Raw genomic sequence first — 12,575 nt, 5'->3', positions numbered from 1 at the left:
CGGCCCGGTCACCCGACGGGGCCCGCCGGCCGGGCACCACCCAAGGGAGGCACCTGATGATGCGGCACGAGCGGCTCAACGCGCTGCTCGACCTCCTCGCCGAGCGTGGCCAGGTCCAGGTGGACGAGGCCGTGGAGGCGCTGTCGGTGTCCCCCGCGACCGTGCGGCGGGACATGGACGCCCTCGCCGAGCAGCGGCTGCTCACACGGACCCGGGGCGGCGCGGTGCTCAGCTCCGTGGCGTACGACCTGCCGGTGCGCTACCGGGCGGAGCACCGCCCGCGCCAGAAGCGGGACATCGCGCGTGCCGCGGGCCGGCTGGTGAGCCGCGGCAGCGTGATCGGCCTGTCGGGCGGCACGACGACCACGGAGATCGCACGCGCCCTGGCCGGCCGGTCCGACCTGGGCGAGGCGGGCCCGCGGCCGAACCTCACGGTGGTGACCAACGCGCTGAACATCGCCTACGAGCTGTCGGTTCGGCCCACCATCAAGATCGTCCTGACCGGGGGCGTCGCCCACAGCCGCACGTTCGAACTGGTCGGACCGTACAGCGATCTGGTGCTCGGCCAGATCACCATGGACGTCGCCTTCGTCGGGGTCAACGGGGTGGATCCGCGGGTGGGCGCGACCGTCCACGACGAGGCGGAGGCCCGCGTCAACCTCCTGATGGCGCAGCGCGCGGGCCGGGCGGTGCTGGTCGCCGACTCCACGAAGATCGGCAACCGCGCCTTCGCCACGATCGGCGGCCCGGAGGTCTTCGACACCTTCATCACGGACGGCGACGCGCCCGAGGCCGCGCGCCGCGCCTTCGAGGAGGCCGGCTGGAGCCTGCTCACGCCGCAGCCGGCGCCGGGCGAGGGCGAGGACGACTGACGACTGAGCGCGCGCCCCATACGCACGGGAGAGGTCGGCGTCCGCCGTGGACAGGCCGTCGGCGAAGCGTGCCGGCACGGCGCGGCACGGTCGTGGCGCGCTTCGAGGACGGTGCGCATGCGGCGGGCCGCGAAGCCGGGCTCGTCGGTGACCGGCGAGTGCGGGTCAGCAGCTGCTTGGCGTACAGGCGGGTGAGGATGGTGACCACCGTGCTGTACGCGAGCTCGCCGGCCAGGCGGTCCACGACGTCTCCCGCGGTCAGCGGGGCGCCGGGCCCGCTTGCGGCCCCTTCGGTGTGCGCCCGCGTCCATGGGTTTGTCGTTTCCCCGCCTTGTCTTCTACATTGGTGTAGAACTTCTACGGCGGTGTAGAAGACGCCGTGGATCTTCGAGCCTGCCATACACCTCCCTCCCCTCCTGTCAGGACAGGTCCGTGAGTGCACGTGCCCGCCGCGCCGGCGCCGAAGCGTCCGGCGCACCCGCCCCCGCGCCGGGCGACACGGCGTGCGGCGTGTGCGCCGCACTCGTCCGGCAGCGCGCCCAGGCGCGTGACAACGGCGACGAGGCCGGGGCGCGCGAGTGCGAGGAGGAGCTCGCCAACCACCGCCACCTCGCATGAGCCGGCGCCCGGTCCCCCATGGCGGGACCGGGCGCCGGCTCGTGGGCGTCGACGGCCCGCGCGCGTGGGCGCGCCCCGTCTCAGCCCTTGTTGGCGCCCAGGGTCAGCCCGGAGATGAACTGCTTCTGCAGGGCGAAGAACACGACGAGCGTGGGCACGGCCACGATCAGTCCGGCGGCCGAGATCAGGTTGTTGTTGGTGAAGAACTGGCCCTGCAGGTTGTTGAGGGCCGCGGTGATGGGGCGGTTGGCGCCGGTCTGCATCAGTACCGTCGCCCAGAAGAAGTCGTTGTAGATCCAGGTGAACTCGAGGGTGGCGAGCGCGGCGAGCACCGGGCGGCACAGCGGCAGGATGAGCTGCCAGTACTGGCGCCAGGCCGACGCCCCGTCCACCAGCGCCGCCTCGCCCAGTTCCTTGGGGATGGTGCGCATGTAGTTGGACAGGACGAAGGAGCAGAAGCCGGTCTGGAAGGCGACATTGATGAGGATGACGCCGAGGTAGGAGTCGTCGAGCTTGCCTGAGGCGGCCAGCCACTCGGGCAGCGGTATCAGCTGGTACATCTTGAACAGCGGCGTGATGATCGCCTGCTGGGGCAGCAGGTTGCCAGCCGTGAACAGCAGCAGCAGCGCGACGTTGAGCTTGAAGCTGAACCGGGCCACCACGAAGGCGACCATGCTGGACAGGAAGAGCGTGATCACCAGCGCGGGCACCGTGATGATCACGGAGTTCCAGAAGTAGTGCGGCAGTTGCGCCTGGTCCCAGGCGGCCGTGAAGTTGCCGAACCCGTAGTGCCCGCCGACGGAGACGTATCCGTGGCGCTGCGTGTCGGCGTACGGCCGCAGGGCGGTGTAGAGCGCGTACAGCAGGGGCGCCAGCCAGACGACGCAGGTGCCGATGAGGAACACGTGCAGGGCGGCGCGTCCGGCCCTGGGGGTGCGCTTGGCGCCGGGGGCGACCTCGGCGGTGCGGCGCCCGGGGCGCTCGGTCGTCAGCGTGGTCATTCGCGCTCGTCCTCTCGGAACATGCTGATCAGGTACGGCACGATGAAGGCCAGCGAGATCACGAGGAGGATCGTGGCGAGCGCCGAGCCGAAGCCGATCCTGCTCGCCTCGCCGACGATGTTGTCGGTCACGAGGACGGACAGCAGTTCAAGCCCGTTGGTGCCCTTGTTGATGACGTAGACGATGTCGAAGGCGCGCAGCGACTCGATGATCGTGATCACCAGCACCACGACGTTGATCGGGCGCAGCGCGGGCCAGACCACGTGCCGGAAGGTCTGCGCGCCGCCCGCGCCGTCGAGGGCGGCCGCCTCCTTGAGCGAGGGGTCGACGCTCTTGAGTCCCGCGAGGTAGAGCACCATCACGTAGCCGGCCTGCCGCCAGCAGGCCATGATCATCACGGCCCAGATGTTCAGGTGCGGGTTGCCCATCCAGTCGATGACATGGTGGTCGGCGTGGCCGGTGAGGTTGTTGATGAGCCCCTGGGTGGGCGAGAAGATCAGCTCGGTCATGAAGCCGATCAGCGCCAGGGACAGCACCACGGGCAGGAACAGGATGGACTGGTAGATCCGCGAGAACCGGATCTGCTTGTCCAGCTGCGTCGCGAGGAACAGGCCGAACGGCGCGGGCAGCAGGAAGAAGACCGCGAGCCAGATGAGGTTGTGCTGGATGGCCGGGTCGAAGGGCGGGTAGATCGTGAAGATGTTCTTGTAGTTCTCCGTGCCGACCCAATGGATCGTGGAGAAGTCACCGAACCCCGACCAGCTGGAGAACGACAGGACGATCGAGGCCAGCGCGGGCACCCACACGAAGGCCACGGTGATCAGGGTGGGGATGCCGGCCATCAGGCCGAGGCTCACCCGGTCGCGCGCGGTGAGTTGTCGCAGCTTTCGCCGTTTGGTCTTGGGGGGCGTGGTCCGCGGCGCCGCGGCGCCTTCCACAGCAGTCATGTGTTCCTCGTCGTTTCACACCGGAGTGTGTGTTCAGGCCGCCGTGGTGCCCGCAGCGCCCGCGGCACCGCGGGCAGCACGGCGGCCCGGCGGGTCAGTTGCCGCTGGCCCAGATGGTCTTGGCCTGCTTGTCGACGTTCGAAAGGATCGAGGAGATCTCGTTCGGACTCCGCAGGAACTTCTGGATGGCCGGGATCATGACCGGGTCGGCGAAGTCGGGGCGGGTGTCGCGGTCCATGAACTGCGACAGGCTCTTGGCCCCGGTGATCAGCTTGACGGCGTCGTTCTGCGGCTGCGTGTACTTCGACGTGTCGACGCCCTTGGCGGTCGCGACGTCCGCCGGGTTGCTGCCGAGCCACAGCTGCTGCGTCTTGGCGGTGCCGAGGTAGGAGAGCAGCTTCTCGGCGCCGTCCTTGTTCTTCGGCGACTTCGAGACCATCATGCCGTCGATCGGCGCCTCTACGGCGGCCTGGCCGTACTTCGGGTCGACCTCGGGGAAGGCGAACAGGCCGAGGTCGTCGGCCTTGTCACCGGCGAAGATGGTGCCGATCTGGTCGAGGCCGAGGACCATCATGCCGGCCTTCTGGTTGAGCAGCTGCTGGGCGCCCTCCTGCCAGGTGAGGCCCGCGAACCCCGGCGAGTAGTAGGGGATCAGCTGCTTCCACTGGTCGAAGACGGCCTTGACCTGGGGCGTGTTCCACTTCTCGCCCTTGCGCATCAGCTCGATGTGGAAGTCGAAGCCGTTCATGCGCATGTTCAGGTAGTCGAACGTGCCGAGCGACGGCCAGCCGTCCTTGTTGGTGAAGGCGATGGGGATGAGCTTGTCGCTCTTCATCTTCTTCGCCAGCTTGATGTACTCGTCCCACGTGGTGGGGACGGTGTACCCGTGCTTCTTCCACAGGCTCTTGCTGTAGAAGACGGCCCACGGGTAGTAGTCGAAGGGCACGAGGTAGTAGTGCCCGTCCGGCGCCTTGCTCTGCGCCTTCATGGCGTCGGTGTAATTGGCGCCGATCTTCTTCCAGACGTCGTCGACGTTGCTGGCGAGCCCCTGGCCGGCGAAGAACTGCATGCGCTCACCGGCGAACCAGTTGAACACGTCGTCCGGGTTGCCCTGCAGGTAGCTGGAGATGTTCTGCTGGAAGGTGTTGTGGTCGACCCAGTTGGGCTTGACGGTGATGCCGATGGACTTCTTGGCCGCCGCGAAGACCTTCTGGTACGCGCCCTTGGGCTGCGGCACCGCCGCGTTGGAGCCGAAGGTGACCGTCTTGCCGCCGCTACCGCCCGAACTTCCGCCGCTGCCACCGCAGGCGCTGAGCAGCGGACCGGCCGCGACGACCCCGGCGCCCAGGGCGGCGCCACGAAGCACGGAACGCCGGGACATTGACGACATGTCAGGTATGGGTATACCGGGTCCCGAGCGTCGACCGTCAGTCGAGAAAAGCTTCATGACCCCTCCTTGCGGGGCGCGAATAGAACACAAACGAACGTGACCCGACAGATGTCACCAATACCCAGGTCTACTGTCAAGACATGAAACGATTGCGATACCAAGTTGCGTCCGTTTTCCCCCGGACGTAGCGCCCCTGATCCGCCCATCACGGCCGTCGGGCGCATACTGGACACGTGTTGGGAAACGTTGATTCCTGAGCGGAAGCGGGGAGTCCTCCGGCCTCGGGACGCACGGAAGCGGCGGGTGGCCGGGCCACCCGCCGCTCACCATACCGGGCAGTAGAGCCCCCGGACCCCTGGCCCCTGCCGTCCCGCCCGCCTCAGTGGGTCGCGAGGCCGCGGCTGATGACGAGCCGCTGGATCTGGTTCGTGCCTTCGAAGATCTGCATGATCTTGGCCTCGCGCATGTACCTCTCGACGGGGTAGTCGCGCGTGTAGCCGTAGCCGCCGAAGACCTGCACGGCGTCCGTGGTGACCTTCATCGCCGCGTCCGTCGCCGTGAGCTTCGCGATCGACGCGTGCCTGCTGTAGTCGCGGCCCGCGTCGCGCCTGCGCGCCGCGTCCAGGTACGTGGCGCGCGCGGAGCCGACGGCGGCGGCCATGTCGGCGAGCAGGAAGCCGAGCCCCTGGTGGTCGATGATGCGGCGGCCGAAGGTGGTGCGCTCGTTGGCGTAGCCGACGGCCGCGTCAAGCGCGGCCTGGGCGAGGCCGGTGGCGCACGCGGCGATGCCGAGGCGGCCCGAGTCGAGGGCGCTGAAGGCGATTTCGAGTCCTTGCCCCTCCCCGCCGATCAGCCGGTCGGCGTCGAGCAGGGCGTCGTCCCAGTAGGCGGCGGTGGTCGGCACGGCGTGCAGGCCCATCTTCTCCTCGGGAAGGCCGAAGGAGAGGCCGTCCGCCGCGCCGGGGGCGAAGAAGCAGGAGACGCCGTGGCCGCCGGGCGCGGTCCGCGCGAAGAGGGCGTAGAAGCCGGCCTTCCCGCCGTGGGTGATCCACGCCTTCGACCCGGTGACGCGGTAGCCGTCGGGGGTACGCTCGGCCTTGCAGGCGATGGCGGAGGCGTCGGAGCCGGCCTGCGGCTCGGAGAGGCTGTAGCCGCCGACGAGGGCGCCGGACAGCACGTCCTGCGCCCACCGCTCGCGCTGCGCGTCGCTGCCGAACGTGATGAGCGGGAAGGCGGCGAGCGTGTGCACGCTGGTGGCCACCGCCACCGAGGCCCAGCGCGCGGCCAGTTCCTCCAGGACCTGGAGGTAGACCTCGTAGGGCTGTCCGCCGCCGCCGAGGTCCTCCGCGTACGGCAGGCCGAGCAGCCCGGCCTCGCCCAGCACCGCGAAAAGACCCTCCGGGTAGGTCTCCTTGCGCTCGTGCGTGTCGACGATGGGTGCCATTTCGCGGTCGGCGAGTTGGCGGGTCAGTGCGATCAGGTCCTGAGCTTCTTCGCTGGGGAGCAGACGGTCGACGGGCACGACGGCTTCCTTCTGACGGGTACCGGGGCGGGTACGGACGGACGGCTGCGGATGGGCGGGACGCGGCCCTGCACCGGACCGGGTCCCGGCTCGCCACGCTACTCGCCGATCAGAGCGCGGCGACCGGGCACAGGCAAGCATCTGCAGCCTAATGCCCGGGAAGTCGCAAACATTTTTAGGGACAGAGCCATTCTTCTGTATAAGTTTGCTTCGGACGAGAGAGTGCGGAGGGCGCCCCGTGGCGGAGTTGGACGAGACGGACCACGCCTTGCTGCGCATGCTGCGGGAGGACGGCAGGCGCACTTTCTCGGAGATGGCCGCGGAGGTCGGGCTCTCCGTGGCCGCGGTCAAGCGCCGGGTGGACCGGATGCGGGAGTCGGGCGTCATCACGGGCTTCACAGTCCAGATCGACCACGCGAAACTCGGCTGGGGCATCGAGGCGTTCGTGGAGCTGCGGTACGCGGGCACGACGCCCGTGCGGGAGATCGTGGCGAGCGCGTACACCGTGCAGGAGGTGCAGGCGGTCTTCACGATCGCGGGCGACCCCGACGCCCTCGTGCAGGTCCGGGTGCGCGACCTGGACCATCTCCAGCAGGTGATCGACGGGCTGCGCCGCTCGGGCCAGATCACCGGCACCAAGACGTTGATGGTGCTCGGTTCCTGGTCACGCGCCTGAGGCCCGCGGGACCCCGCCCGCGAAGGGCGGGGCCGCAGGGCCCGGGCGCACGTCGCGCACGTCGCGCGGTGCCGTCAGACCGCGACCTCTTCCTCGACCCGCGGCTCGGTGCCGGACGAGGAGACCTTCGTCGCGCCGCCGCCGAAGCCGCGCAGCGGCACCTGCTTGACGAGGAGGCCGACGACCACCCCGCAGGCCGCGACGATCGCGGCGACCGCGAACACCTCGACGACTCCGTGCGTGACGGCCGAGGCGAACAGGTGCTGGACGGCGGCCGGCAGCTTCCGCAGCGCCTGCGGCGTCATCGACTGGGCCGAGCCGCCCGCGCCACCGCCCGCGCCGAGCTTCGCGGTGAGCGCGCTCGCGTAGACGGAGCCGAGGACCGAGACGCCGATCGAGCCGCCCATGTTGCGCAGGAACGTCGACGCCCCGGTGGCCGCCCCGACGTCCTTCAGCGGGGCGCTGCTCTGCGCGAGGAGCGTGGTGGTCTGCATGAGGCAGCCGAGGCCGATGCCGAGCGGCACCATGAAGAGGCCGGAGACCAGCGACGAGGTCGAGGGGTCCATGGTGGCGAACAGGCCGAGGCCGACCGCCATGAGCGCCGCCCCGGCGACGAGGAACGTCTTGTAGCGGCCGGTACGGCTGATGACCGTACCGCCGGCGATGGACACCACCATGGCGGCGATCATCATCGGCATCAGCAGCAGGCCGCTGTTGGTCGCCGAGGCCCCCTGCACGAACTGCTGGAACTGCGGCAGGAAGGTGACGGCTCCGAACATCGCGAAGCCGGACAGGAAGGCCAGCGCGCCGGCGAGCGAGAAGTTGCGGTTGCCGAACACGCTCAGCGGCATGATCGGGGAGGCCGAGCGGCGCTCGACGAGCACGAAGGCGGCGAACGCCGCCACCGTCAGGGCAGCGAGGCCGATGATGGGCGCGGAGAGCCATGCGTACTGGCCGCCGCCCCAGCTGGTGAGCAGGACGAGAGCGGTGATCCAGGTGGTCAGCAGCGCGGCGCCCCACCAGTCGACGCGCCCGCCTGCGGCGCCCTTGGGCAGGGTGCGCAGCGTGAACCAGGCGACGGCCAGCGCGATCACGCCGAGCGGCAGGTTGACGTAGAAGGCCCAGCGCCAGCTGAGGTTGTCGGTGATGAACCCGCCGACGAGCGGTCCGCCGATCATGGCGACCGGCATCGCGGCCATCATGACGCCCTGGTACTTGCTGCGGTCGCGGGGCGGCACGATCTCGGCGACGACGGACAGCACGCCCACCATCAAGCCGCCCGCGCCGAGCCCTTGCAGGGCGCGGAAGCCGACCAGTTCGCCGAAGTTCTGCGCCATGCCGCACAGCGCCGAGCCGACGAGGAAGAGGGCGATGGACGCGAGGAACGTCCGCCTGCGGCCGTACAGGTCGCCGAGCTTGCCCCAGATGGGCGTCGCGGCGGTGGACGCGAGGATGTATCCGGTCGTCACCCAGGACAGGTGCTCGAGGCCGCCGAGATCGCCCACGATCGTCGGCAGTGCGGGGGCGACGATCGTGTTGTCGAGCATCGCGAGCAGCATGGCGATCAGCAGGGCGACCATCGCCGCCATGATCTGCCGCGGCGAGAGCCGCGCGGGCGACAAGGAGCCGTCCGTTGCTTCTGCGGTCATGGGGAACCGTCCGTTTCTCCCGTTGGGCGGGGCGTACGGGCACCCGCGCTACTTACCGGTCGGCAAGTAACTTACTAGCCGCCCGGCAAGTGTGCAAGCCCGGATGCGGGTTCCCCGCGGCGGGCGGCCGGGTCGCAGCTCGTCAGCAGACGTCCTATGACGGCGTCCCGATCCACGCGGCACGACTCGGTACCTGTCGGCACCGCAGCGCGATGGCTCCGGTGCGGCCGGCGGCGGTCTCGGGCCAGGCCCTGACCTCTCCGGTGCGCGGCGCACGCGGGTGCCGCGCATCAGCAGTTCGCGGTCGTGCCGGCGGGGCGCCGCTCGCTCCCGGCGGTGCCGCGCGGCGCATACGCGCCGCACGTCGTCCGGGCGTCCACACGGGCGGGTTCGACACCTGAGAACGCGTCACACCGGCCGCCGCGTGCGCCGGCGGCACGCGGCCCGCAGGTTCAGTCCCGCCTGCCGGGCGTTGGCTCCCGCGAGGCGTCCGCTCCCCAGCTGGCCAGCAGGCGCAGCGCCTCCTCGGAGGGCGAGCCGGGCGCGGCGTGGTAGGTCGTCAGCGACTGCTCCTGATCGCCGAGGAGCGCCAGGGTCTCGTAGCGCAGCGACAGCCCGCCCACCAGCGGGTGGACGAGCCGCATCTCGCCGTGCGTCTTGCGCTTGACGTCGTGGGCGGCCCAGAGCCTGCGGAAGTCCGCGCTCTTCATGGACAGCTCACCGACCAGCGAGGCGAGCAGCGCGTCGTCGGCGTGCAGGCCCGCGCCCAGCCGCAGTTGGCCCACGACGTCGTACGCCTTGGACTCCCAGTCCGCGTACAGCTTCCTCGATGCGGGGTCGAGGAAGGTGATCCTGGCCCAGTTGCGCTCCTGCGGGGCACGGGCCGCCCAGTCGCCGAAGAGGGCCGATGCGGTCTGGTTCCACGCCAGCACGTCGGTGCGGTGGCCCCACACGTACGCCGGCACGCCCTCCATCGCGGTCAGCAGCTCACGTACCTCGGCCCGCACCGGCGGGCGTGGCGGGGTGTGCCCCGGGCGGTGCCGTTTGTGCTGGGCGAGGCGCAGCAGGTGGCTGTACTCGGCCTCGGAGAGCTCCAGTACGCGGGAGATCGCGTCCAGTACCTCGCGCGAGACGTTGCGTGCGTTGCCCTGCTCGAACCGCGTGTAGTAGGCGGCGGAGACCCCGGCGAGCGTCGCGAGCTCCTCCCGTCGCAGGCCGGGCACGCGGCGGCGGCCGTGGTCGGTGAGCCCCACGTCGGCGGGCTTGAGGCGGGCCCTGCGGGTGCGCAGGAACTCGCTCAGCTCCGCCCGCGCGTCGATCCCGCCGTGCGGGGCGGACTCGCCGTGCGGGCCGGTCGCCGGGGCCGGCTCCCCCGCTGCCGGCCGGCCGGGGCGGGCGGCGCGTTGCGATGCCATGTCCCCGAGTATCCCCCGGTGCACGCGGCCCAGCCTGTCCCTGCTGGTGATAGCCACGCGGGGTGTGGACGAAGCAGGTGTCTGGCCGGGTCCGCGCGCCCGATCCACGCTCGGTGTGTCCCCGGGCGATGGCTTCCGGGGTCCGGCACCCACTCTCCGAACCGGAAGAAGACCATGCCCGACACCGTCACCGAATCCGCGGCCCCGGCCGCGCCGGCCGTCCCCCAGGGCCGCCTTCCGGGCAGGGCCCTGCTCGGCCTCTTCCTGGCCGGCTTCATCAGCATCCTCACGGAGTGCCTCCCGGCGGGCCTGCTGCCGGACATGAGCCGCACGCTCGGCACGAGCGTCTCGCTGACGGGCCAGACCGTCACGCTCTACGCGCTCGCCACGGCACTGGGCGCCGTCCCCCTCGCCCGGGCGACGGCCGCGTGGCCGCGCAAGCACGTGCTGCAACTGGCCCTTGCGGTGGTCGTCGTCGCCAACACCCTCACCGCGCTGTCGGGCGACTTCGCGCTGACGCTGATGCTCCGATTCGCGGCCGGCCTCGGGACCGCGCTCGTCTGGCCGCTCCTCGGCGGCTACGCCGCACGCCTCGCGCCGGCGGGCCGGCAGGGCCGTGCCATCGCCATCGCACTGGCGGGCACCCCGGTCGGCCTGGCCCTCGGTGTCCCGCTCGGGACCCTGCTCAGCGGCGCCGGCGGCTGGCAGCTCGCCTTCTTCGCCTCGGCCGCCGCGGGCGCGGCGACCATGGCATGGGTGCTGGCGTTCCTGCCGGGCCTGCCGGGTCAGCGGGCCGGGGCGCACGCCCGGATCTCGCGCGTGCTGGCCGTCCCCGGGCTGCGCCCCATCCTGTTCGCGCTCGCGACGTACATGGTGGCGCACAACATCCTCTACACCTACATCACCGACCTGCTCTCCCACGTGGGGATGGCGGGCCAGACCGGTTGGGTCCTGTTCGCGTTCGGCCTCGCCTCCGTGCTCAGCGTCCTCGTGGTCGGCGCGCACATCGACCGTCACCTGCGCGGGCTCGTGGTGGGCAGCACGGTGCTGTTCGCTGCCTGCGTGCTCGTGCTGGCGGTACTCGCGGGCGTGCCCGTGCTGGTGTACGTCGCGGTCGCGGCGTGGGGCTTCGCGTTCGGCAGTTCGCCCAGCCTGTTCATCGGTGCCGCGATCAGCGCCGCGTCGCAGGCCGCCGACGTCGCCCAGTCCATCACCATCACGGTCTTCTCGGGCGCCATCGCCGTCGGTGGCCTCGCCGGCGGGCTGCTGCTCGCGGGACTCGGCGCCGCGTCGATCACCTGGGCGGCGCTGCTCCTGCTCGTCGCCGCGGCCGCGACCGTCCTCGCCGGCAGGAAGCACGCCTTTCCCCACCGGGCGTGACGCGGCGACTCGGGTGCCCGTGGCCCGGGTTGCGGGCGGATCGGGGCCGCACAAGACTGAGAACCCGAGGTCTGGAGAATGTGATGCGTGCTGCTGTGGCGACGGGCGTTCGCCGACCGCTTTCCCTCACCGATCTCGACGTCCCGGAACCCGGCCTCGGCGAGGTGCTGGTCAAGGTCACCGGGTGCGGCGTGTGCTACTCCGACCTGAACCTGCTCCACGGCGAATACCCCTTCGCGCGCTTCCCCGTCGTGCCCGGCCACGAGGTGACCGGCGTGGTGGAAGCGGTCGGCACGGGCGTGACGGAGCCGGCCGTCGGGACGGCGGTGGGAGGCCAGTTCCTGCACGATTCCGACGGCACGTGCGACTACTGCGCGCGCGGGGAGCAGATCCTCTGCCCGCGCAAGAGGATCACCGGGATCGTGGTGGACGGCGGGTACGCCGAGTACGTCATCCTCGATGCCGCCTTCGCGACGCCGCTTCCCGCCGGGCTCGACCCGGTGGCGGCGGCGCCGCTGATGTGCGCGGGGCTCACGGCGTACAACGGCCTTCGGCAGGCGGGGGCGGGCCCGAACTCCCGGATCGCGGTGATCGGTACGGGCGGCATGGGCTCCCTCGGCATCCGGTACGCGGTGGCCCTGGGCGCGCGCGTCGCCGTGGTGGGGCGTTCGCGCCGCGGTGAGGACGCGGCCAGGTCCATGGGCGCGGAACGGTTCATCGCCTCGGCGGACGAGGACCCGGGCGAGGCGCTCGTCACCTGGGACGGCGGAGCGGACGTCGTGCTGAACACGGCGCCGTCGAACGCCACCGCGGCCGCCGCCGTGAGTGGCCTGGCGCCCGACGGGACGCTGGTGATGTGCGGCTACGAGACGGAGCCGCTGGTGCTCCAGGTGCAGCCCATGGTGCTCAACCGCCTCCATGTCATGGCGTCGCCGTCCGGCTCTCCGCACGACCTCCGCGACACCCTGGACTTCTCCGCGAGGCACGGCATCCTGCCCGAGGTCACGGTGGTGGGGCTCGACGACGTTCCCTCCGTGCTCGACGCCATGGACGCGCACACCTCGCACGGGCGCAGCGTCATCGTCTTCGACCAGTGACCACCGGG

At 70.9% G+C, this 12,575-nt stretch carries 12 protein-coding genes; 5 read left to right on the top strand and 7 right to left on the bottom strand.

The features are described 5' to 3' along the window. The first annotated feature begins 56 nt into the window (after positions 1 to 56). Positions 57 to 872, top strand: coding sequence for a DeoR/GlpR family DNA-binding transcription regulator (locus IH48_RS0109705; protein ID WP_030901862.1), 816 nt, complete (start codon positions 57 to 59; stop codon positions 870 to 872). On the opposite strand, the gene IH48_RS34910 is transcribed toward IH48_RS0109705, so the two are convergent. Then, entirely contained in the window at positions 832 to 1,272 is a 441-nt protein-coding gene (locus tag IH48_RS34910) for a BlaI/MecI/CopY family transcriptional regulator (protein WP_078849590.1), read from the bottom strand. The genes IH48_RS0109705 and IH48_RS34910 overlap by 41 nt on opposite strands. Before the next feature lie 32 nt (positions 1,273 to 1,304). Here IH48_RS34910 and IH48_RS0109700 point away from each other — a divergent pair, with 32 nt between their 5' ends. Beyond that, positions 1,305 to 1,490, top strand: coding sequence for a hypothetical protein (locus tag IH48_RS0109700; protein ID WP_030901860.1), 186 nt, complete (start codon positions 1,305 to 1,307; stop codon positions 1,488 to 1,490). An 80-nt stretch (positions 1,491 to 1,570) separates the two neighbouring features. Here IH48_RS0109700 and IH48_RS0109695 read toward each other — a convergent pair whose 3' ends face one another. From IH48_RS0109695 to IH48_RS0109680, 4 genes are all read right to left on the bottom strand, one after another. Next, entirely contained in the window at positions 1,571 to 2,491 is a 921-nt protein-coding gene (locus IH48_RS0109695) for a carbohydrate ABC transporter permease (RefSeq protein ID WP_051839477.1), read from the bottom strand. Then, entirely contained in the window at positions 2,488 to 3,438 is a 951-nt protein-coding gene (locus tag IH48_RS0109690; protein ID WP_030901855.1) for a carbohydrate ABC transporter permease, read from the bottom strand. The genes IH48_RS0109695 and IH48_RS0109690 overlap by 4 nt, the downstream gene beginning before the upstream one ends. A 94-nt stretch (positions 3,439 to 3,532) precedes the next feature. Next, entirely contained in the window at positions 3,533 to 4,828 is a 1,296-nt protein-coding gene (locus IH48_RS0109685; RefSeq protein ID WP_030901852.1) for an ABC transporter substrate-binding protein, read from the bottom strand. A gap of 379 nt (positions 4,829 to 5,207) precedes the next feature. Further along, positions 5,208 to 6,350 carry an acyl-CoA dehydrogenase family protein gene (locus IH48_RS0109680; RefSeq protein WP_030901849.1) on the bottom strand — a complete coding sequence of 381 codons (1,143 nt, stop codon included), beginning with the start codon at positions 6,348 to 6,350 and terminating at the stop codon, positions 5,208 to 5,210. Between the two features lie 238 nt (positions 6,351 to 6,588). Here IH48_RS0109680 and IH48_RS0109675 point away from each other — a divergent pair, with 238 nt between their 5' ends. Continuing rightward, positions 6,589 to 7,026: an Lrp/AsnC family transcriptional regulator gene (locus IH48_RS0109675; protein ID WP_030901845.1), complete on the top strand. Its 438-nt coding sequence runs from the start codon at positions 6,589 to 6,591 to the stop codon at positions 7,024 to 7,026. A gap of 74 nt (positions 7,027 to 7,100) precedes the next feature. Here IH48_RS0109675 and IH48_RS0109670 read toward each other — a convergent pair whose 3' ends face one another. Together IH48_RS0109670 and IH48_RS0109665 are read right to left on the bottom strand one after the other, a co-directional pair. Further along, a complete protein-coding gene (locus IH48_RS0109670; protein WP_037841442.1) occupies positions 7,101 to 8,675 on the bottom strand; it encodes an MDR family MFS transporter in 1,575 nt (524 codons plus the stop codon). A gap of 452 nt (positions 8,676 to 9,127) precedes the next feature. Further along, positions 9,128 to 10,090, bottom strand: coding sequence for a helix-turn-helix domain-containing protein (locus IH48_RS0109665; protein ID WP_051839475.1), 963 nt, complete (start codon positions 10,088 to 10,090; stop codon positions 9,128 to 9,130). A gap of 174 nt (positions 10,091 to 10,264) precedes the next feature. Between IH48_RS0109665 and IH48_RS0109660 the strand changes: the two genes are divergently transcribed. Further along, positions 10,265 to 11,470 carry an MFS transporter gene (locus IH48_RS0109660; RefSeq protein WP_037841438.1) on the top strand — a complete coding sequence of 402 codons (1,206 nt, stop codon included), beginning with the start codon at positions 10,265 to 10,267 and terminating at the stop codon, positions 11,468 to 11,470. 83 nt (positions 11,471 to 11,553) lie between these two features. Then, positions 11,554 to 12,567: an alcohol dehydrogenase catalytic domain-containing protein gene (locus tag IH48_RS0109655; RefSeq protein WP_030901836.1), complete on the top strand. Its 1,014-nt coding sequence runs from the start codon at positions 11,554 to 11,556 to the stop codon at positions 12,565 to 12,567. Positions 12,568 to 12,575: the final 8 nt, after the last annotated feature.

The sequence above is a fragment of the Streptomyces sp. NRRL F-5126 genome (assembly GCF_000721265.1).
In the GTDB taxonomy this organism is placed as follows: Bacteria; Actinomycetota; Actinomycetes; order Streptomycetales; family Streptomycetaceae; genus Streptomyces.
Note: the sequence above shows the minus strand (reverse complement) of the source record. Positions and strands in the feature narration are given on the sequence as shown.